19 protein-coding genes and 1 riboswitch are annotated in these 20,839 nt (G+C 70.8%); of the genes, 7 read left to right on the top strand and 12 right to left on the bottom strand.

What is annotated here, in order from left to right; all coding sequences use genetic code 11:
* Positions 1 to 24 precede the first annotated feature (24 nt).
* From ACIREO_RS01400 to ACIREO_RS01415, 4 genes are all read right to left on the bottom strand, one after another.
* Positions 25 to 1,017, bottom strand: a complete 993-nt coding sequence (locus ACIREO_RS01400) for an ABC transporter permease (RefSeq protein WP_404103364.1) — start codon at positions 1,015 to 1,017, stop codon at positions 25 to 27.
* Positions 1,018 to 1,377: 360 nt separating this feature from the next.
* Entirely contained in the window at positions 1,378 to 2,166 is a 789-nt protein-coding gene (locus ACIREO_RS01405) for an enhanced serine sensitivity protein SseB C-terminal domain-containing protein (RefSeq protein WP_404103367.1), read from the bottom strand.
* Between the two features lie 154 nt (positions 2,167 to 2,320).
* Positions 2,321 to 3,097: an enhanced serine sensitivity protein SseB gene (locus ACIREO_RS01410; protein WP_404103370.1), complete on the bottom strand. Its 777-nt coding sequence runs from the start codon at positions 3,095 to 3,097 to the stop codon at positions 2,321 to 2,323.
* Between the two features lie 196 nt (positions 3,098 to 3,293).
* Entirely contained in the window at positions 3,294 to 3,983 is a 690-nt protein-coding gene (locus ACIREO_RS01415) for an AAA family ATPase (protein WP_404103373.1), read from the bottom strand.
* Positions 3,984 to 4,156: 173 nt separating this feature from the next.
* A riboswitch (glycine riboswitch) is annotated at positions 4,157 to 4,254 on the top strand.
* Positions 4,255 to 4,421: 167 nt separating this feature from the next.
* On the opposite strand from ACIREO_RS01415, the gene gcvT reads away from it, so the two are divergent.
* From gcvT to ACIREO_RS01445, 6 genes are all read left to right on the top strand, one after another.
* A complete protein-coding gene (gcvT, locus tag ACIREO_RS01420; protein ID WP_404103376.1) occupies positions 4,422 to 5,549 on the top strand; it encodes a glycine cleavage system aminomethyltransferase GcvT in 1,128 nt (375 codons plus the stop codon).
* Positions 5,550 to 5,639: 90 nt separating this feature from the next.
* Positions 5,640 to 6,017, top strand: coding sequence for a glycine cleavage system protein GcvH (gene gcvH, locus ACIREO_RS01425; protein ID WP_404103379.1), 378 nt, complete (start codon positions 5,640 to 5,642; stop codon positions 6,015 to 6,017).
* 19 nt (positions 6,018 to 6,036) lie between these two features.
* Complete coding sequence (glyA, locus tag ACIREO_RS01430) at positions 6,037 to 7,296, top strand: serine hydroxymethyltransferase (RefSeq protein WP_404103381.1); 1,260 nt, start codon at positions 6,037 to 6,039, stop codon at positions 7,294 to 7,296.
* 156 nt (positions 7,297 to 7,452) lie between these two features.
* A complete protein-coding gene (locus ACIREO_RS01435; RefSeq protein WP_404103384.1) occupies positions 7,453 to 8,838 on the top strand; it encodes an L-serine ammonia-lyase in 1,386 nt (461 codons plus the stop codon).
* Between the two features lie 219 nt (positions 8,839 to 9,057).
* A complete protein-coding gene (locus ACIREO_RS01440; protein WP_030351863.1) occupies positions 9,058 to 9,672 on the top strand; it encodes a type IV toxin-antitoxin system AbiEi family antitoxin domain-containing protein in 615 nt (204 codons plus the stop codon).
* Complete coding sequence (locus ACIREO_RS01445; RefSeq protein ID WP_404103387.1) at positions 9,672 to 10,571, top strand: nucleotidyl transferase AbiEii/AbiGii toxin family protein; 900 nt, start codon at positions 9,672 to 9,674, stop codon at positions 10,569 to 10,571. Before ACIREO_RS01440 ends, ACIREO_RS01445 begins: the two co-directional genes overlap by 1 nt.
* 297 nt (positions 10,572 to 10,868) lie before the next feature.
* Here the strand turns inward: ACIREO_RS01445 and ACIREO_RS01450 are convergent, their stop codons facing one another.
* The 4 genes from ACIREO_RS01450 to ACIREO_RS01465 form a co-directional block, all read right to left on the bottom strand.
* A complete protein-coding gene (locus ACIREO_RS01450; protein ID WP_404103390.1) occupies positions 10,869 to 13,688 on the bottom strand; it encodes an FAD-binding and (Fe-S)-binding domain-containing protein in 2,820 nt (939 codons plus the stop codon).
* A gap of 184 nt (positions 13,689 to 13,872) precedes the next feature.
* Complete coding sequence (locus tag ACIREO_RS01455; RefSeq protein WP_404103392.1) at positions 13,873 to 14,295, bottom strand: RidA family protein; 423 nt, start codon at positions 14,293 to 14,295, stop codon at positions 13,873 to 13,875.
* Entirely contained in the window at positions 14,292 to 15,419 is a 1,128-nt protein-coding gene (locus tag ACIREO_RS01460; RefSeq protein WP_404103395.1) for a mandelate racemase/muconate lactonizing enzyme family protein, read from the bottom strand. The genes ACIREO_RS01455 and ACIREO_RS01460 overlap by 4 nt, the downstream gene beginning before the upstream one ends.
* A 49-nt stretch (positions 15,420 to 15,468) precedes the next feature.
* A complete protein-coding gene (locus ACIREO_RS01465) occupies positions 15,469 to 16,248 on the bottom strand; it encodes a creatininase family protein (protein WP_404103398.1) in 780 nt (259 codons plus the stop codon).
* 41 nt (positions 16,249 to 16,289) lie between these two features.
* Between ACIREO_RS01465 and ACIREO_RS01470 the strand changes: the two genes are divergently transcribed.
* A complete protein-coding gene (locus ACIREO_RS01470) occupies positions 16,290 to 17,249 on the top strand; it encodes an ROK family protein (RefSeq protein ID WP_404103400.1) in 960 nt (319 codons plus the stop codon).
* Positions 17,250 to 17,263: 14 nt separating this feature from the next.
* Here the strand turns inward: ACIREO_RS01470 and ACIREO_RS01475 are convergent, their stop codons facing one another.
* Genes ACIREO_RS01475 through ACIREO_RS01490 form a run of 4 tightly spaced genes read right to left on the bottom strand, consistent with a single transcriptional unit; the run spans position 17,264 to position 20,773 of the window.
* Complete coding sequence (locus ACIREO_RS01475; protein WP_404103403.1) at positions 17,264 to 18,139, bottom strand: ATP-binding cassette domain-containing protein; 876 nt, start codon at positions 18,137 to 18,139, stop codon at positions 17,264 to 17,266.
* Positions 18,136 to 18,954: an ATP-binding cassette domain-containing protein gene (locus tag ACIREO_RS01480; protein WP_404103406.1), complete on the bottom strand. Its 819-nt coding sequence runs from the start codon at positions 18,952 to 18,954 to the stop codon at positions 18,136 to 18,138. Before ACIREO_RS01480 ends, ACIREO_RS01475 begins: the two co-directional genes overlap by 4 nt.
* Complete coding sequence (locus ACIREO_RS01485) at positions 18,951 to 19,865, bottom strand: ABC transporter permease (RefSeq protein ID WP_404103409.1); 915 nt, start codon at positions 19,863 to 19,865, stop codon at positions 18,951 to 18,953. Before ACIREO_RS01485 ends, ACIREO_RS01480 begins: the two co-directional genes overlap by 4 nt.
* On the bottom strand, positions 19,862 to 20,773 hold the full coding sequence (locus tag ACIREO_RS01490) for an ABC transporter permease (protein ID WP_404104451.1): 912 nt from the start codon (positions 20,771 to 20,773) through the stop codon (positions 19,862 to 19,864). Before ACIREO_RS01490 ends, ACIREO_RS01485 begins: the two co-directional genes overlap by 4 nt.
* Positions 20,774 to 20,839: the final 66 nt, after the last annotated feature.

Here is a 20,839-nt window from a genome sequence, read left to right on the forward strand (position 1 = left end):
TAGTCCGGTGCGGCACTGCCGCGATTACTTGCCACGAGGGTCGAGTGCGTCACGCAGCCCGTCCCCCAGCAGATTGAAGGCCAGCACGGTGATGAAGATCGCCATACCGGGGATGACCATGAACATCGGGTCCACCTCGTAGAGGTCGACCGCCTGCGTGAGCATGCCGCCCCATGACGCCTGCGGCGGCGCGATACCCACGCCGAGGAAGGACAGGGAGGCCTCGAACAGGATGTTCGTGGGGATCAGCAGCGTCGAGTACACGAGGATCGGCGCGATCAGGTTCGGCAGCAGCTCGCGGAAGAGGATGAACGGTCCGCGTGCGCCCAGCGACCTGGCGGCCTCGACGAACTCCCGCTCGCGCAGCGACATGGTCTGCGCGCGGACGATACGGCCGATGTAGGGCCAGCTGAAGAAGCCGATCACGAAGATCAGGACCGCGATCCGCAGCGTGAGCCCTTCCATCCCGAAGGCGTTGCCCTGCAGGGAGGCGGAGATGGAGATCGCGAAGAGCAACAGCGGGAAGGCGAGGAAGGTGTCCATCAGCCGGCTGATGAAGCTGTCCACCCAGCCGCCGTAGAACCCGGCCACGACGCCCATGACGACGCCGATGACGACCGAGAGCAGCGTGGAGCCCACGGCGACCACGAGGGAGACCCAGGAGCCTTCGAGGATGCGCGCCAGGATGTCGCGTCCGGTCTGTGGTTCGACTCCGAGGGGGTGGTCCCAACTGATCCCGCCGAGGGAGCCCTTGGGCGCCAGCATGACGGGGTCGACCAGGCTCTGGTTGAACGCGTCGGGGTCGAGCCCGAGGAGCGACTGGAGCGGCTTGGACAGGATCGCGGTGAGGATCAGCAGCACGACAACGATGCCACCGGCCATCGCGGCCTTGTCCCGCTTGAAGCGCGTCCAGGCGATCCGGCCGAGCGAGCGGCCCTCGATCTCCTTGCGCCCGGCGCCTTCCAGCACCGTTTCGGGCCGCGCATCCGCCCCGGTGGTCTCGATCGGTGCCGTCATTGCGCTGGAGACCCCTCTCGGCCGACGGTGGCCGGCCTGTGACCGCCGCTGTAGCGGCTCTAACAAAACATGACAGATGCGATCATGCATGCCGAACTGACCCTGTTTGAAGGAGGGGTTAGTCGGGCATGGAGCACCTGCTGTGTGGAGTCTTCAACCACTTTGCGATCACCCGCCAGACCTGGCGGGGAATGTTTGCTCAAACGTGATGCTGCCAAGAGGCTTCCGTTATCCGGACAGCTGTGCTTGGTGAGCGGATCTTCTGGTCATCAATCCGTCGGTAACGGACATGCCACCCAACTGCATTGTTCGGGTGACTATTTGGCCGTCGGGCCGTCGGGCCGTGACGGCGTCAGGCGCTCAGTACGCGTGCGGTGCCGGGCCTGCGGCGGGCGGGTAGCCGTAACCGGGAGCCGCGGGAGCCGCGTGCGCCTCACGGTCGTAGAACGGCCGGGAGTTGGCGTTCAGCCACATCGCGACGGGGTCGTACTCGTCGGACAGCGAGACCGTGGAGACGGGCAGCCCGTCGGGGACCACACCGATCGACTGCTGCATCATCGCGCGGACCGCGTCGACGGAAGGCCGGCCTGTGTCGTAGAGGTCGAGCCCGATCGCGAGGTACGGAGCACCGAGCGCGGGCTGCACCCAGGCGCGGCGCAGCGCGCGGACGGCGGAGGTGCGGTGGGCGTTCTGCGACAGCAGGGCGTAGAACTGCGGGAGCTCGATGGCGGGTTCGGTGAGCCGCAGCGGCCCCGCGGGCATCCGGTCGAGGCCGGTGGCGATGCGGCGCAGGTCCAGCCAGGGAATGCCGACCCCGCCGCCGGGGGCGTGCGGGTTGAGCCAGATCCCCCAGCGGTCGGGGAAGAGGGAACGGGCGATGTCTCGGCCCGTGGTCACCTCGTGGGCCCTGTTCCAGCCGCTGGCCGAGAGCTCCTGGGCGGAGGTCACACACGGGGCGTAACCCATGCCCTCGACCTCCATGTTGCCGTACTGGGCGTCGGGGGAGCCCGCCGTGCCGTGCCAGAGCAGCATCCAGACCTGGCCGTCCGCCAGGGACCGCAGCAGCGCCTCGTACGCGTCGAGGCGCCCCGGGGTCACTTGGCGAAGCATGTGCTCGATCCCGGCCGCCGCGGTGCCTGACGCACTCACCCTTGGGTCCCGCCCCTCTTAGTTCCTCTGTTCACGCGTGCCGCACGGTGCTGTGGTGCCGCTCCCGGGCACACGGAGCGGCCTCGTCATCCAACCAGCTTATGCGCCGCCCCCGACACCGGCTTGACGCCACGTGGCCCGGGTGCTCCGGCTCTCAGTACGTGTCGCGCCGGTAGAACGGGCGTACCTTCTCCAGCATCCAGTCCCCCACCGGGTCCTGCGCCACGTCGAGCAGCAGGAGATTGACCGGCCAGGGCACCTGGATCCGGCCCAGCGCGCGGCCCAGCGCGTCCAGCGGAGCGCTCTGCGCCGCGGCCTCCCATACGGCGGACTCGACGCCGACGAAGAGGACGGGGCTGTCGCCCTCGATGCTGGCCAGCACCCGGCGCGCGGTGTTCACCACACCGGTCTCCTGGAATTCGGCGGACACCGCGGAGAGGAAGTCGACGGGGTCCTCCTTCCAGTCCGGCTCGTACAGCCGGACCCGGCCCCCGCTCGCCGGGCCGTCCAGCGGGGTGCGCCCGGCCCGGCAGAGCTCGGCGACGGCGGGCGGCGGCAGGGGCACGCCGACGGCACCGCCGGGGTTGACCGCGATACCGAGCTGCGGGGGCAGCCCACGGGCGAACTCGCGTGCGGGCGCGACAGTGAAGGAGAGATGGGGGCCGACGCACTGGAGGAACTGCGCCTCGGAGCTGAACACGGGGACGAACGCGCCGCCGCCGATGTCGACCGTCGGCAGGTCGAGGCCGGTGCTGTCGGGCCCGCCGCCGTTCGGCAGGGGCACCCAGACCTGACTGCGGCCGAGCACCTCGACAAGTCGCCCGCCCGCTCCGGGCACGCCGAGCGAGGCGCTGAGCACTTCTTCGAGCTCGTTGGCCGGCCACCCCTGCGGCGGATGCGACGGGGCCTGGGCCTGAGCCGGGATGTCCACGGTGTCTGTGTCCCTTTCTCGCCATGCGGTGCGGCTGAAACCTTAGATGCTCCTGGGCGGTCCGGCACATGAGGGGCGGCGCCGCGGGCGGGAGGTGCCTCGGTGTCCACCGCACCGTCCAGATTCCGGACAGCCGACCTGGGCGCCGGGAACTGTGCGTATGCGAATGGTGACGCGCCACTCGCCCCACCCACCTCTACTCGCGTGGGAGCCAGGCCTCCGGGAACGAGATCCTGCCGATCGCCGACGCCGCCTCCCGGTCGAGCAGCACAGCCGAGGCGCACCCAGGGGGCAGCAGGCCGGTCTCCATGTCGCGCAGCAGCCGGCCGACGGCTCGCCGGTGCCGGGCGAACGCGTATCCGGACACTCCGCGCCCGCGCTCGCGCTGCCCCTGCCTGGCGGTCCGGGGGGTGACGTCGAGGAGGACGAGATGCAGGCCGCTGCCCCGGCGCCGGGCCTCACGCGCCAGCCAGCGCCGCACCCAGGCCTGCGTACCGCAGTCGTGCACGACTGCGGATCCGCCCGACCGCAGAGCACGCCACAGCCCGGCGTAGTGCGCGGCGCGCACCAGGGGACGGTAGAGGGAGTAGGGGAGTAACCGGGGCAGTGCGGCCGCCCAGCGGTCCCTGGTGTCCTGTGAGTCGATCGCGTGGTCCTCGACGGCCCGCCGGATCAGCGTCGACTTCCCGCTGCCGGGCAGCCCCGAGACCACCACGACGTCTCCCGCCGCGAAGTCCAGGCCGCTCGGCCCCCGGCCGCCCCTGCCCCGCAGATCACGCACGACCGGCGCGTGCCCGTCCGCCGGCTCCCGGGCGGGTACGCCCGGCTGCTCGGGCATCGCACCGCGTGCCGCCCCCGCGGTAGTCGCGTAGCGCTGCAACGTCATCGCCCTCCCCCTGCCGAGTCACCCACTGACCTGCCCAAGAAGTGTAAAGAAAAGGTAATGCGGCACAACCGGTTCCACCCGTACGTGTCAGGACGGGCCCCCGTCCGGACCTGGACGCCCCACTCTTCCGCAATGCGTGCGATGATGACCCCGCCAACTGCATACAGGCCGTTCGAATCCGCGCGGGAGAGTCCCGGTCACCGTGTGCGCCGGGCGCCGAAGGAGCAAGTTCCTCCCTTGAATCTCTCAGGCCCCGTACCGCGTGGATGAGGCAGATCTGAAAAGCGGGCCGCTGCGGCGGCTCCACCCAAGGTGCAAGCCGACGTCGACGGGGTGAACCCGTCAGGACCCTTTCAGGGGCTTTCGGCGAACCTCTCAGGTTCCGATGACAGATGGGGAGGGAACCACCCCCTGTCGTCATGCCCTGGAGCCATGTCCATGAGCACTGCCCCGAGCGCCGCCCCCCGCCTCACCGCCCTCGATGCCCTGCATCGGTCCCTGGGCGCGACCATGACCGACTTCGCCGGCTGGGACATGCCGCTGCGGTACGCCAGCGAGCGCGACGAGCACAACGCCGTACGCACCCGGGCCGGCCTGTTCGACCTGTCGCACATGGGCGAGATCACCGTCACCGGTCCGCAGGCCGCGGCCTTCCTGAGCTACGCGCTGGTCGGCAACATCGCCACCGTGGGCGCGGGCCGGGCCCGCTACACCATGATCGTCGCGGAGGACGGCGGGATCCTGGACGATCTGATCGTCTACCGCCTGGCGGACACCGAGTACATGGTGGTGGCCAACGCGGGCAACGCCCAGGTCGTCCTGGACACCCTCACCGCGCGCGCCGGAGGATTCGACACCGAGGTGCGGGACGACCGCGACGCGTACGCGCTGCTCGCCGTCCAGGGCCCCGACTCCCCCGCCGTACTGAAGTCGGTCACCGACGCCGACCTGGACGGACTGAAGTACTACGCCGGACTCCCCGGAACGGTGGCCGGCGTCCCCGCGCTCATCGCCCGTACCGGCTACACCGGCGAGGACGGCTTTGAGCTCTTCGTCGCCCCGGCCCACGCCGAGCAGCTGTGGAGTGCCCTCACCGAGGCCGGCGCCCCGTACGGCCTGATCCCCTGCGGGCTCTCCTGCCGCGACACGCTCCGCCTGGAGGCGGGCATGCCGCTGTACGGGCACGAGCTGACCACCGCGCTGACGCCCTTCGACGCGGGCCTCGGCAGGGTCGTGAAGTTCGAGAAGGAGGGCGACTTCGTCGGCCGCGAGGCGCTCACCGCCGCGGCGGAGCGGGCGGAGACCGCCCCGCCGCGCAAGCTCGTCGGCCTGATCGCCGAGGGCCGCCGGGTGCCGCGCGCCGGCTACCCGGTCGTGGCCGGCGGGGAGGTCGTCGGCGAGGTCACCTCCGGCGCGCCGTCGCCCACCCTGGGCAAGCCGATCGCCATGGCCTACGTGGACGCGGCGCACGCCGCGCCCGGCACCGAGGGTGTCGGCGTCGACATCCGGGGCACGCACGAGCCGTACGAGGTCGTGGCGCTGCCCTTCTACAAGCGCCGTAAGTGACACGGCGCTACGCGCACGTGACGCAGTCGTGTCTCAAACCGTAAGACCACCGTTCATCAGCACTCCCCCGCGTACAGGAGAATTCAGGTCATGAGCAACCCCCAGCAGCTGCGGTACAGCAAGGAGCACGAGTGGCTGTCGGCCCTCGAGGACGGCGTGGCCACGGTCGGCATCACCGAGTTCGCGGCCAACGCGCTCGGTGACGTCGTCTACGCCCAGCTCCCGGAGGTCGGTGACACGGTGACCGCGGGCGAGACCTGCGGTGAGCTGGAGTCGACCAAGTCGGTCAGCGACCTGTACTCGCCGGTGACCGGCGAGGTGACCGCGGCCAACCAGGACGTCGTGGACGACCCGTCGCTGGTGAACTCCGCTCCCTTCGAGGGCGGCTGGCTGTTCAAGGTGCGCGTCGCGGAGGAGCCGAAGGACCTTCTCTCCGCCGACGAGTACACCGCGCTCTCCGGCAACTGAGACCTTAGGGACTTAACTGATGTCGCTTCTCAACTCCTCCCTCCACGAGCTGGACCCGGACGTCGCCGCCGCCGTCGACGCCGAGCTCCACCGTCAGCAGTCCACCCTCGAGATGATCGCCTCGGAGAACTTCGCTCCGGTCGCGGTCATGGAGGCGCAGGGCTCCGTCCTCACCAACAAGTACGCCGAGGGCTACCCCGGCCGCCGCTACTACGGTGGCTGCGAGCACGTCGACGTGATCGAGCAGATCGCGATCGACCGCGTCAAGGCGCTCTTCGGCGCCGAGGCCGCGAACGTCCAGCCGCACTCCGGTGCGCAGGCCAACGCCGCCGCGATGTTCGCGCTGCTGAAGCCGGGCGACACGATCATGGGCCTGAACCTGGCCCACGGCGGTCACCTGACCCACGGCATGAAGATCAACTTCTCCGGCAAGCTCTACAACGTGGTCCCGTACCACGTCGACGACACCGGCGTCGTGGACATGGCCGAGGTCGAGCGCCTCGCCAAGGAGTCCAAGCCGAAGCTCATCGTGGCCGGCTGGTCCGCCTACCCGCGCCAGCTGGACTTCGCCGCCTTCCGCCGCGTCGCGGACGAGGTCGGCGCGTACCTGATGGTCGACATGGCGCACTTCGCGGGCCTGGTCGCCGCGGGGCTGCACCCCAGCCCGGTGCCGCACGCCCACGTCGTCACGACCACCACGCACAAGACCCTCGGCGGTCCGCGCGGTGGCGTCATCCTGTCGACGCAGGAGCTCGCCAAGAAGATCAACTCGGCGGTCTTCCCCGGCCAGCAGGGCGGCCCGCTGGAGCACGTGATCGCGGCCAAGGCCGTCTCCTTCAAGGTCGCGGCGACCGACGAGTTCAAGGAGCGCCAGCAGCGCACCCTGGACGGTGCCCGCATCCTCGCCGAGCGCCTGGTGCAGCCGGACGTCACCGAGGTGGGTGTCTCCGTCCTCTCCGGCGGCACGGACGTCCACCTGGTCCTGGTCGACCTGCGCAACTCCGAGCTGGACGGCCAGCAGGCCGAGGACCGGCTCCACGAGGTCGGCATCACGGTCAACCGGAACGCCGTCCCGAACGACCCGCGGCCCCCGATGGTCACCTCGGGCCTGCGCATCGGTACGCCCGCCCTGGCCACCCGCGGCTTCCGGACGGAGGACTTCACCGAGGTCGCCGAGATCATCGCGGCGGCCCTGAAGCCCACGTACGACGCCGACGACCTCAAGGCCCGCGTGGTCGCGCTGGCCGAGAAGTTCCCGCTGTACCCCGGCATCAAGTAGTCACCCGCAATTTGCACACCGGGTGGGGGCACCGCGCACACTGAACACAGTGAGCACGGTGCCCCCACCCCTTTGCCCCGCGCTCCCGGGCCCACCGGCCCGTTCCCGCACCACCCGGCGGACAACGACGTCCACCAACGCCTTAGGAGTACTCCCGTGGCCCTCTCGGTCTTCGACCTCTTCTCGGTCGGCATCGGCCCGTCCAGCTCCCACACGGTCGGCCCGATGCGCGCGGCCCGCATGTTCGCCCGCCGCCTCAAGAACGAGGGTCTGCTGGCCCACACCGCGTCGATACGCGCCGAGCTGTACGGCTCGCTCGGCGCGACGGGGCACGGGCACGGCACCCCGAAGGCCGTCCTGCTGGGCCTGGAGGGCGAGTCGCCCCGCACGGTCGACATCGAGGGCGCCGACGCCCGCGTCGAGAGGATCCGCACCTCGGGGCGCATCAACCTGCTGGGCATGCACGAGATCCCCTTCGACGCCGACGAGCAGCTGGTGCTGCACCGGCGCAAGGCCCTGCCGTACCACGCCAACGGCATGACGGTCCTCGCGTACGACCACGAGGGCGCCCCGCTGCTGGAGAAGACGTACTACTCGGTGGGCGGCGGCTTCGTCGTCGACGAGGACGCCGTGGCGGGTGACAACCCGATCGTCCCGGACGACACAGTCCTGAAGCACCCCTTCCGCACCGGCGACGAGCTGCTGCGGCTCGCCGGGGAGACCGGTCTTTCCATCTCCTCCCTGATGCTGGAGAACGAGAAGGCCTGGCGGACCGAGGCCGAGATCCGGGCAGGCCTGCTGGAGATCTGGCGCGTCATGCAGGCCTGCATCGCGCGCGGCATGGCCACCGAGGGCATCCTGCCCGGCGGCCTGAAGGTCCGACGCCGCGCCGCGAACTCGGCGAGGCAGCTGCGGGCCGAGGGCGACCCCCGGACGCACGCGATGGAGTGGATCACCCTCTACGCGATGGCCGTCAACGAGGAGAACGCCGCCGGGGGCCGCGTGGTGACCGCCCCGACCAACGGCGCGGCGGGCATCATCCCGGCCGTCCTGCACTACTGGATGAACTTCGCCGCCGACGGGTGCACCGAGGCCGAGAAGGACGACAGCGTCGTCCGCTTCCTGCTGTCCGCCGGTGCCATCGGCATGCTCTTCAAGGAGAACGCCTCCATCTCCGGCGCCGAGGTCGGCTGCCAGGGCGAGGTCGGCTCCGCCTGCTCGATGGCCGCGGGCGCCCTCGCGGAGGTCCTGGGCGGCTCTCCCGAGCAGGTGGAGAACGCCGCCGAGATCGGCATGGAGCACAACCTGGGCCTCACTTGCGACCCGGTCGGCGGCCTCGTCCAGATCCCCTGCATCGAGCGCAACGGCATGGCGGCGGTCAAGGCGGTCACGGCGGCCAGGATGGCGCTGCGCGGCGACGGCAGCCACAAGGTCTCCCTGGACAAGGTCATCAAGACCATGAAGGAGACGGGCGCCGACATGAGCGTCAAGTACAAGGAGACGGCCCGGGGCGGTCTCGCGGTGAACATCATCGAGTGTTGAGGCCATAGGCCCTGACCAGCGCGTTCGTGCCTTTCGGCGCTGTCGGGGCCTTCCCTGCTATGCGGCGGAAAGTCCCTGGAACGCCCTGGGATATCCCTCTGGAAGGGGCTTTTGACCTGCGGGTTCGCGGCATGTGATCAACGCCGGATGGGCCGCTCACCCACCAGCTGATGTATCAAATCGATCCCCCGCCCCCACCCAAGGGGTATCATCCGATACATGAACGCTGCGGAAAACCCGCGCTTGGAGCAGCGGCTGGCCGGCCTCTCCCCCACATTCACGACGGCGCAGGCGCGACAGGCCCTGCTCTCCCCTCGCGATCTGGCGCACTTGGTCACGGAGGGGGAGATAGACGAACTGTCCCGTGGGGTGTATCGGCGGGCGGACGCCCCGGAAACGGCACACGCGGATTTGCTGGCCGTGTGCGCACGGGCCCATCGCGCCGTCGTGTGCGGTGAATCCGCCCTGGCCCTGCATGAACTGATCGACGACATCCCCGCAGCAGTACACATCGCCGTGCCGCGCGGTTCACGCCGCCCGACGATTTCCTACCCGCCGACCGTGGTGGCGCAGTACGCCGCAAAGACCTTCGACCTCGGTATCGAACGGTTCGAAGCAGCCCCGGGAGAAACCATCCCCATGTACAACGCAGCTCGCAGCGTCGTCGACGCAATGCGCCACCGCAGCCGCCTCGGCGAAACCCTCGCCCTGTCCGCGCTCGGCCGCTACCTGCGTCGAAGCGGGCGCGGCGGGGTTGGCGAACTCCAGCACATCGCACGCGAGTTGGACGCCCTCTCCGTCGTCCGCCCCGCCGTAGAGGCGGTGCTCGCCTGATGGCCAACCCCACCCGCGACACCACCGCCGGCCGCGTCTACAACGACCTGCGTAACCTGGCCCGTCGCACCAGCCGGTCAACGGACGAGGTCATGGTCGAGTACGTCCTCGAACGGTTCCTCTACCGCCTGGCCTCATCACCCCTGGGCCGGGAGCACTTCGTTCTCAAGGGTGGCCTGCTGCTCGCCCAGTTCGGCGCACGTCGAATGACCCGCGACATCGACATCCTCGGTCGATCTTTCACAGGCACAGAAACAGAGATCATCCACAGAATCGCGGCCATCGCCGCCACCGAGGGCGACGACGGCGTCGTATTCGATCCCACGACACTCAAGACCGTCCCCATTCGTGAGGAGGACGAGTACCACGGTCTACGCCTGTCGATGGCCGCCTCCATCGCCCGAGCACGACTCAAGCTCCAACTGGATGTCAGCTTCGGCGACCCCGTCACCCCCGGCCCCCGGATCATCGACTATCCGCAGCAACTCACGACGGACAGCTTCCAGCTCCTCGGCTACCCACTCGCCACCGTCATCGCCGAAAAACTCTCCACCGCCATCTCACTCGGCGACCTCAACACCCGCGACCGCGACTACGGCGACCTCTACCGCCTGCTCACCCTCAACGACCTGGACGGCCAAGAACTCACCACAGCGCTGGCCGCCACCGCCACACACCGCGGCATCACTCTGAAACCCCTCAGCACCACCATCACCGACCTCGGCGAGCGCCGCCAGACCTCCTACACCGCCTGGCGCCGCCGGCAAGGCACCGCCGCAACGAGCTACCCCGAGCGCTTCACGGACGTCGTCCGGCAAGTCACTGTCTTCGCAGACACACTCCTCAACGGCGATGCCGTCACCCTCACTTGGAGTGCGGCGACCCTCACGTGGTCATGAACCAGGCCTGGCCGACCGACCAGGCCTTCGGGGCAATCCCGCAAGCTTTTCACGCAACACGCGATGCTTTGTAATCAGCCCTCGACAGAAAGTCCCCACAAAGTCCCTGACGTGATTCAAGACAAGCCTGGGCATGTCAAAACTGCAGGTCAGTCCCGTGATCAACAGCCGTCCGCATGTCCGTCAAGTACAAGGAGACCGCCCGCGGCGGACTCGCGGTGAACATCATCGAGTGTTGAGGCCATAGGCCCTGACCAGCGCGTTCGTACCTGCACCGAAGGGCCGCGGCGGGACGCGTCAGCGTCGGAGGGCCTCCGCGATGATCTGCACGAGGTGGCGGCTTTCGAGGCCCGCGAGGTCCCGCACCTGGGTGCGGCAGGAGAACCCGTCGGCGAGGATCCGCCGGTCCGGGGCGGCGGACGCCTTCGCGAGAATGCCGTCCTGCGCGATCTTCTCGGAGACCTCGTAGTGGCCCTTCTCCATACCGAAGTTCCCGGCGAGGCCGCAGCATCCCGCAGAGGTCTCGACGTCGCAGCCCATGGCGTCCAGGAGCGCCCGGTCCGCGTCGTACCCCATGACCGAGTAGTGGTGGCAGTGGGGCTGGACGAGGAGCTTCCCGGCTGCTCGCGGTGGTGTCCATCCGGTCGAGGTGAGGAACTCGGCGACGGTTCTGACCGAGCGGGAGAGCTCGGCGGCGCGCGGGTCGTCGGGCAGGAGCTCCACCAGGTCCGAGCGGAGCGTCGCGATGCAGCTGGGCTCGATACCGACGACGGTCCGTCCGTCCCTGACGTGCGGGATCAGGATGTCGAGTGTCTTACGGAGCTTGGCCTTCGCGGCGGTGAGCTGGCCGGTGGAGACAAGGGTCAGACCGCAGCAGGCCCCGGGGCCCGCGATCTCGACGTCGCAACCGGCGGCGGTCAGGACTTCGAGGGCGTCCCGGGGGATGTCCGGATCGAGGGCGTCGGAGAAGGAGTCGACCCAGAGCAGGACCTTGGGCCCGCCCGTCCGCGCGCCCGCCGTCGGAGCCGGCCTGGTCCGGCGGAACGGCTTCCGGGGCAGCGTCGGCAGCGAACGGCGGGGGTCGGCTCCCATCATCGTCGTCATGACTCTGCGGAGCAGAGGGACACGGCCCGCGAGGTTGACGAGCGGGGCCACCGGCGCGGCGAGCCTGAGCCACTGCGGGAGCCTGCCGAGCGTGTAGTGGGCGAGCGGCCGCAGACGCCCCTTGTACGTCTGGTGGAGGGCCTCGGACTTGAACATGGCCATATCGATGCCGGTGGGACAGTCGTTGACGCACGCCTTGCAGCTCAGGCACAGGTCGAGGGCCTCATGGACCTCGGGGGAGCTCCAGTCGTCCCTGACCACTCCACCGTTGAGCATCTCCTGGAGCATCCGCGCGCGGCCTCGGGTGGAGTCCTTCTCGTCGCGGGTGGCGATGTACGAGGGACACATGAATCCCCCTTGTCCGCGCAGATCGGCCCGGCACTTGCCCACCCCGGTGCACCGGTGGACGGCATCGGTGACGTCCCCTCCGTCGTGCGCGAAGGCGAAGCCGTCGGTGGCGCGGAGCCGGCCGGCCTGAGGCCGTCGGAGGTCCGCGTCCAGCGGTGCCGGGCGGACTACGACGCCGGGGTTCATCAGGTCATCGGGATCCAGCAGCGCCTTGAAGGTCTCCATCGCGCGCAGGGCGTCAGGGCTGTACATGGTGGGCAGCAGCTCGGAGCGGGCGCGCCCGTCCCCGTGCTCGCCCGAGAGGGAGCCGCCGTGCTCGGCGGCCAGGGCAGCGGCGCGTTCGAGGAACCTGCGCATGGGCGTGCTCCCGGCGTCGAGCGGGAAGTCGATGCGGACGTGGACACAGCCGTCACCGAAGTGGCCGTAGGCCAGCCCCGAGACGCCCTCATCAGCCATCAGGGTTTCGAGTCCGCGCAGGTAGTCTCCGAGCTTTTCCGGGGGAACGGCGGAATCCTCCCAACCGGGCCAGGCCTGCTTGCCGTCGGCGGTGCGTCCGGCCAGGCCGGCACCGTCGGCGCGGATCTGCCAGAGCCTGGTCGCCTCGGGGCCTGCGGGCAGGACGACGGTGTCGACCGAGCCGGAGGAGGCGACGAGCTCACGCGCCGCCTCGACGGCCTCTTCCGTGGTCGCGCCGCCGACCTCGGCAATCAGCCATCCGCCGCCGGCGGGCAGGGTGGGGACGCCCGCGCTGCCGTGTGCCCGGCGGACGACATCGACGAGCTGGGCGTCCATGCCTTCCAGGGCGAGCGGCCGGAAGGGCAGCAGGCTCGGCACGTCGTCCGCTGCGGTGGCCATGTCGCTGTAGCCGAGGACGGCCAGAGCCGGTGCAGGCGCCTGGGGGACGAGCCGGACCGTGGCTTCCAGGAGGATTCCGCAACTGCCTTCGGTGCCCGTCAGGGCCGCTGCGAGGTTGCGTCCGTTCTCCGGGAGCAGGTGCTCCAGGGAGTAGCCGGAGATCTGGCGTCCGAAACGTCCGAACTCGGTTCGCAGTACGGCTAGTTCCCTGGACACGAAGGCTTCGAGACCGGGCACCCCCGTGAGCGCGTCGTCCCCCGAGCCGGCCTCGATCATGTCGCCGCGGCCGGTCAGCCAGGTCATGGACAGGACGTTGTCGGCCGTGCGCCCGTAGGAGAGGCCGTGTGGACCGCACGCGTTGTTGCCGATCATCCCGCCGATCGTGCAGCGGGTGGCGGTGGAGGGGTCGGGCCCGAACCGCAGCCCGAAGGGCAGCGCCGCGCTCTGGAGCGTACTCAGGACCGCACCCGGTTCGACCACCGCCGTGGAGGAACCGGGGTCGACGGACAGGACGCGGTTCATGAAGCGGGAGAAGTCGATCACAAGGCCCGGACCCACGGCGTTGCCGGCGCAGGAGGTGCCTCCGCCCCTGACGGTGACGGGGACACGGAAGGAGCGTGCGATGCCGAGGGCGGTGATCACGTCCTCCTTCGACCTGGGCGTGAGCACGGCCAGGGGGACGACCCGGTAGTTCGACGCGTCGGCCGAGTAGAGCGCCCTGGCCAGGGACGAGCCGTCGACGAGGTCGCCGAGGTGCTCCCGCAGGGCTTCCAGGAACGCCTCGGTGAGGAGCTTCGGATCGTTCGCCATGGTCGCGTCCACAGGGTGCCACTCCTCATGTTCTGCGGCTACGCCTACGGCCACCTGGCCATAAGCCTGTTGGAACCGGGCGAGCTCCGGGTTCCCGCGCCCCGGGCACCCGGCGTGGTCTCCGCGCCAGTGGACCAGCGGGCCCGTCCGGCCGCCCACTGATGGACGGCCGGGCGGGTGACCGTCAGTCGCGTGCGGGCGCCTCCGGGCGCAGCGCGACGACGTCGATCTCCACCAGGATGTCCATGAGGTCGGAGCCGACCGTGGTGCGGACCGGGTGGGGTGCGGTGAAGAAGGTGCGGTACGCGGCGTCGTAGGCCGCGAAGTCACGGCGCAGGTGCTGGAGGTGGGCCGTCACCTTGACGACGTCCCGCGGTCCGAGTCCTTCCTCCTCCAGTACGGCCCCGATGTTCCGCAGGACCTGGGCGGTCTGTTCCCCGACGGTGTCCGCGACAGCGCCGGTCTCCGGGTCCTGGGGGCCGAAGCCCGAGGTGAACAGGTAGGGGCCCGCGGCGATCCCCTGGCTGTAGGCGCCGGCGGGCGCGGGCGCCCGGTCGGTGCGGACGGCGCGCCCGGCGGGACGGGCGCCGGGGGTGGGTCCGGTCATCGGGTCAGGTCTCCTTCGCGGGCGTTGACCTCGGCGTAGTGGCGGAGCTTGTCCTCGTCGACGGTGACACCGAGGCCGGGTCCGGTCGGGACGCGCAGGCTGCCGTTCTCCAGCGGGATCGGCTCGGTGATGTCGTCGGCGTGCAGGTAGTACATGGAGTCGATGGCACGGGACAGGACGGGGGTGCTGGCGACCACCGCGAGATGCGCGGCCGTCGCGATGCCGAGCTCGCCGCCGCTGTGCAGGTTCATGCCCAGCCCGAAGGTCTCGCAGTGCGCCGCGAGGGCCTTGGTCGGCGCGATGCCGCCCCACTTGTAGACGTCTCCGTGGATGACGTCCACGGCGCCCAGGCGTACGGCCGGCGCGAAGTCCTCGAAGCGTACGACGCACATGTTGGTGCACAGCGGTATGCGGACCTTGGCACGGACCTGGCTCATGCCCTCGATGCCGACACAGGGGTCCTCCAGGTATTCGAGGTCCAGCTCCTCCAGGGCGATGCCGGCCCGAACCGAGTCGGGGACGGACCAGGCGGCGTTGGGGTCGACGCGCAGGCTGACCTCGGGCAGGGCGGAGCGCAGGGCGCGCAGGATCGCGACGTCGCCCTGGACGTCCTTGGTGCCCTTGAGCTTGACGGCCTGGAAGCCTCCCTCGGTGACGACACGGAGGGTGTGCTCGGCGAGGGCGGCGGGCAGGTCCGCGGGCCGGACTCCGGGGGCGTCGGCGCGGGTGATCAGCGCGGTGAGCGGGACCTCCTCACGTACGGGGCCGCCGAGGAGGTCGGTGAGGGACTGGCCGGTGGCCTTGCCCATGGCGTCCCAGCAGGCGACGTCGAGAGCGGCGATCGCGGCGTAGCCGAGGTAGCCGTAGAAGAAGGGCACCATGTGCTGCTTACGGTGGAACGCCTCCAGGGCGAAGGGGCTCATGCCGATGAGGTCCTCGGCGAGGATCTTGACGATCTCGGCGACGGGCCGGCCCCACATGGTCTCGCCCCAGCCCTCGACGCCGCTGTCGGTACGGATGCGTACGACGGTGCGGGTCTCACCGGTCTTCGTCTCGAACGAGCTGGTGAACGGGTTGAGCAGGGGCAGGTTCACGACCTGGACGTCGACATCGGTGATCTTCATGCTGTTCCTCGTTCGGTTCGGGTGATGCGGTCGATGCGGTCGGTGCGGTTCAAGGGCTCGTGCGGGTGGCGGTGTCGAACGCCAGGAGGGCACGCGCGAGACCGCGCGCACGGTCGTCGAGGAGCCTGTGGCCGTGCGTGGCGTCGGCGGTCGAGGCGTCGTCGGTGGAGCCGCCGACGCGTTCCCATTCGCCGTGCCGCTCGACGGTGAGCCCCGGGTAGGGCGGCCGGTCGAAGAGCGGCGGCGGATCCACGGGGGCCCGCCCCGGCACGGGGGTGCGCACCAGGTCGGGGTGCGCGGCGAGCATGAGGGAGGTCTCGAACCAGCCCGCGTGGCCGGGTGTGACGTCCGGGCGTCCGCCGTCCTCCTCGCCGCTGGTCACGGTCCAGTACGAGCAGGCGGCGGCGGTGACCTCGGCGCGCAGGGCGAAGCGCTTGACGGCGAGCTTCATGATCTCGTCGTTGCCGCCGTGCCCGTTGACCACGAGGATGCGGCGGTGGCCGGATTCGGCCAGGGAGTCGAGGATCTCGCCGAGCACCGCGCCGAGGGTGGGGGCGGAGAGTGTCAGCGCCGCCGCGAACAGATGGTGCGGGCTGTGGCCGTAGGGCAGCGTCGGCAGCCGGACGAGTGCGGGTACATCCGACGCCGCCTCCTCGTCGAGGAGGGCGAGGGCCCGGTCGAGCACGGCCTCCACGAGGAGGGTGTCGGTGCCCATCGGCAGATGCTCGGCGTGCTGCTCCTGGGAGCCGATCGGGAGCACCGCGATGGCGTCGGGCGCCGCCGCCCTGGTCTCCCGCCAGGTGGTTTCGGTCAGGTTCCGGTAACTCATACGGCTGTCTCCCCGGAACACCGACGTGGCAGAGTCGGCGTATGGCGCATGAACGTTCTCCCTTGCGGTTGGTGCCGGACCCCGTGGCGGGCCCGGAGGTGCGGGCCGTCCCCGGCGCCCTGGGGGCTGTGGAGCTGCTGCCCGGACGGATCCGTGCGGCGCTGCTCGACCGCTCGGGGGCCGTGCTCGACCGGGCCGAGGCGGAGTTCGACACGGCGTCCGCGTCCCCTGCCGGGGTCGACGCTGCGCTCGCGCGGGTCGCGGCGGTGTTCGATGGGCGCCGTCCGTCCGGGATCGGGGTGGCGGCGGCGGGGGTGATCGATCCGGCCGGCGGCCGGGTGATCGAGGTCGACGAGGCGCCGGCGCTGCGCGGCTACCGGGTGGCCGAGCGGCTGGAGGAGCTGACCGGGGCGCCGGTGCGGGTCGAGCACCGCGCGCGGGTCCAGGTCCTCGGGGACCGGTGGTTCGGGCCGGGCCGGGGGCGGCGCTCCTTCGCCTCGGTGTCCACCGGCGAGGTGCTGGGGGTGGGCATCCTGTACGGGGGTGAGGTGCTGGCCCCCGAGGGTGGCCGCAGCGGCGCACACATGACGGTGTCGGCCAGTGGTGAGCTGTGTACGTGCGGGCGTCGCGGCTGCTGGAAGACGGTGGCCACCACGCGCTGGCTGCGGCGCCGGGCCGAGGCGCTCGGTCTCGGAGCGGCCGGTGTCTCGCTCGGTGAGCTGGTCGCGTCGCGGGACGAGGCGGCGCGGGCCCTGGTGGCGGAGTACGCGGAGAATCTGGTGCTGGGCCTCGCGACGGTCCAGCAGCTCTTCGCCTGCGGGCTCTTCGTCCTGCACGGGGAGGCCCGTGAGGGCGGGGAGCCGTTCCGTGCCCTGGTCGAGTCCCGGCTGCGTTCGGACGCCCTGGGCGGTGGCGAGCTCCCCCGGGTGGTGGTGAGCGAGGCGGCGGTGGACGATGTCGCACTGCTCGGCGGGGCGGGTCTCGTGCTGTCGGGCAGGTAGGCGCGGGGCGGTGCTCATGCGGGTCCTGCGGTGGAGGCGGCCGCTCCGGCCGTCTCCCCGTCGCCGGGGGCGGATCGCCGGGTCCTGCGGGCCTTCGTGGGGTCCGGTATCGGTACGGCGTCGAGGAGCTGCCGGGTGTACGGATGCGCGGGAGCGGTGAACACCTGGTCGGCGGTTCCCACTTCGACCAGCCTGCCCCGGCGCATCACCGCGACCCGGTCGGCCACCTGCCGGACGACGGCGAGGTTGTGGCTCACGAAGACGTAGGTGAGGCCGAGGCGTTGCTGGAGCTCGGCGAGCAGGTCGAGGACGCGGGCCTGGACGGACACGTCGAGGGCGCTGGTGGGTTCGTCGAGGACCACGAGGCGGGGTTCGAGGCCGATCGCGCGGGCGATGGAGATCCGCTGGCGCTGGCCGCCGGAGAACTCGTGGGGGTAGCGGTCGAGGATCGTGTCGTCGAGGCCGACGGCTTCGAGGAGTTCGCCGACGCGCTGCCGCGTGTAGGCCCGGCCGCGCCTCCCCCGGGCCCGTGGGTCGTGGGTGACGAGCGGTTCGGCGACGATGTCGACGATCCGCAGCCGTGGGTTCATGCTGGAGTAGGGGTCCTGGAGGACGACCTGCATCTCACGCCGGACCTTGCGCAGCGCGGCCGCGTCGAGACCGAGGAGGTCGGTGCCGGCGAAGCGCACGGTGCCCGAGGTCGGTTCCAGCAGGCGCAGGAGCAGCCGGGTCAGTGTGGTCTTGCCGCAGCCGGACTCCCCCACCAGGGCGAGGGTTTCGCCCTCGCGGACGGTGAGGCTCACGTCGTCCACCGCGACACTGCCGGGCCGGCCACCGAACTCCTTCCGCAGGGCTTCGAGTTCCAGCAGAGGCGGTGCTGTGGCTGTCATCCGGCGGTCTCCAGTCGGGGCGTCGCGTCGAGCAGCTGGCGGGTGTACGGATCCTCGGGCCGGGCGAAGACGTCGTGGACGTCGCCGCTCTCGACGGCCTCGCCCCGGTGCATGACGACCACTCGGTCGGCGGTTTCCGCTACGACGCCGAGGTCGTGGGTGATGAGGACGACGGCCATGCCGTGCCGTTGCTGGAGCCGTACGAGGAGGTCGAGGATCTGGCGCTGCACGGTGACGTCGAGCGCCGTGGTGGGTTCGTCGGCGATGAGCACGCGGGGACGCGCGACGAGCGCGGCGGCGATCATGACGCGTTGGCGCAGTCCGCCGGAGAGCTCGTGGGGGTACTGGCGGTAGCGGCGTTCGGGGTCCGGGATGCCGACCTCGTCGAGGGCGGACAGCGCGCCGGCCCTGGCCTCCGCCCGGCTGTGGGCGCCGTGGTGGCGGAGTACCTCGGCGACCTGGTTCCCGACGCGCTGCAGCGGGTCGAGGCTGGTCATCGGGTCCTGGAAGATCATGGACAGTTCGGCGCCCCGGATGCGGCCGAGTTCGCGTTCACCACGGGTGAGGAGGTCCTTCCCGTCGAGGAGGATGTGGCCGCCGGCGTAGACGCAGGGCGGTTCGGGGTTGAGACGGAGTGTGGACAGCGCGGTCGCGGACTTGCCGCTGCCGGATTCGCCCACGACGGCGAGGGTCTCCCCCGGCGCGACGGCGAAGCTCACTCCGCGTACGGCGTGGACGGTCGTGCTGGCGAGGCGGAAGTCGACGCGCAGGTCGTGGATCTCGAGGACGGGCGCTGCGGAGGTGGTGGAGGTCATCGGCGGTAGGCCTTCGGGTCCGCGACGTCGCGCAGGGCGTCGCCGGTGATGTTGACGGCGAGGGAGGTGAGCATGAGGGCGACGCCGGGGAAGACGGCGACCCACCAGGAGGTGCCGAGGTAGAGCTGTCCGTCGGCGAGCATCGAGCCCCAGGTCACGGTCTCCTTGGGGACACCGAGGCCGAGATAGCTGAGCGAGGCCTCGGCGACGACGGCGGCGGCGACATGGAGGGTGCCGATGGTGGCCAGCGGCGCCATCACGTTGGGCAGCAGATGACGGCGCATGATCGTGGTGTCGGTGACGCCGATGGCACGGGCCTCGGTGATGAAGTCCCGGGAGCGCAGGGACAGCACCTCGGAGCGGACGACGCGGGCGTACGACACCCACCCGGTCACGCCGAGGACGAGGATGACGTACCAGAGGCCGGAGCCGAGGAAGCCGACGACGGCGAGCGCGAGCAGGATCGCGGGGAACGCGAGCTGGACGTCGGCGACGCGCATGAGGATGCGGTCGGGCCATCCTCCGAAGTAGCCGGAGGAGAGGCCGACGACGGTGCCGATGACCCCGGCGAGGAGGGCCGCGCCCGCACCGACGAGCAGCGAGACACGGGTGCCGTAGATGACGCGGGAGAGCAGGTCGCGGCCGAGCTGGTCGGTGCCGAGGAGGTGGGCGCCGCTGCCGCCGTGCTGCCAGGCGGGCGGCTGGAGCCGGTCCAGCAGGTTCTGCGCGTTGGGGTCGGCGGGCGCGATGAGCGGGGCGAGCAGCGCGCAGATCACGACGAGGGCGAGGAAGGCGACGGCGGCCACGGCGAGCCGGTTGCGCAGCAGCGTGCGCAGGGCCACGGCCCGCTGCGCGGGCGCGGCGGGGGCGCGGTCACCGGCGAGTGCCGGGTTCGGGGAGACGGTCGTCATCGGGAGGTCCTCACCCTCGGGTCGAGGAGGCTGTAGGAGAGGTCGACGAGCAGGTTCACCACGACGAAGGTCGCGGCGAACAGCAGCACGGTGGCCTGGACGAGGGGGAAGTCGCGGTTGGAGATGGCTTCGATCGTGAGCTGTCCGACTCCCGGCCAGGAGAAGACCTGTTCGGTGAGGATGGCGCCGCCGAGGAGACCGCCGACCTCCAGGCCGACGACGGTGACCACGGGCAGGGAGGCGTTGCGCAGCCCGTGGGTGAGGACGACCTTGACGGGGCCGAATCCCTTGGCGCGTGCGGTGCGGATGTGGTCGGCGCCCAGTACGTCGATGAGGGAGGAGCGCAGGAGCCTGGCGACGACGGCGACCGAGTACACCGCGAGCGTCACTGCGGGCAGGACGAGGTGGGCGAAGCTCCCGTAGCCCGAGGCGGGCAGGGCGTGCAGGCCCACCGCGAAGACCAGGATGAGCAGGATGCCGACCCAGAACGGCGGGGTGGACTGGCCGAGCAGGACACCGGTCATGACGGTCCGGTCGGTGGCCCGGCCGCGGCGCATCGCGGCGAGGGTCCCGGCGGGAAGGGCGACGACCAGGGTGACGACGAGCGCTCCGGCGGCCAGGAGGAGGGTCGCGGGGACGCGGTCGGCGAGGACCGCGCGCACCGGCTGGTTGTAGAAGAGGGAGTCGCCGAAGTCGAGGCGCGGGATGCCCCACAGGTAGTCGAGGTACTGGGTGAGCAGGGGGCGGTCGAGCCCGAGGCTGTGGCGCAGGACGCCTTCCTGGTGCGCGGTGGCGTCCGGCGGCAGCAGGACCTTGACGGGGTCGCCGGAGAGCCGTACGAGGAAGAACGCCACGGTGGCGGCGCACAGCAGGACGAGCAGCGCGGTTCCCACGCGGGCCGCGGTCATGCGCAGGATGTGCAGTGGATCGCGGCGCGGTGCGGCCGGCCGTTCGGTGTCCTCGCCGGGGGCGGG

The sequence above is a fragment of the Streptomyces sp. NPDC102441 genome, assembly GCF_044765585.1.
Classification (GTDB): domain Bacteria; phylum Actinomycetota; class Actinomycetes; order Streptomycetales; family Streptomycetaceae; genus Streptomyces.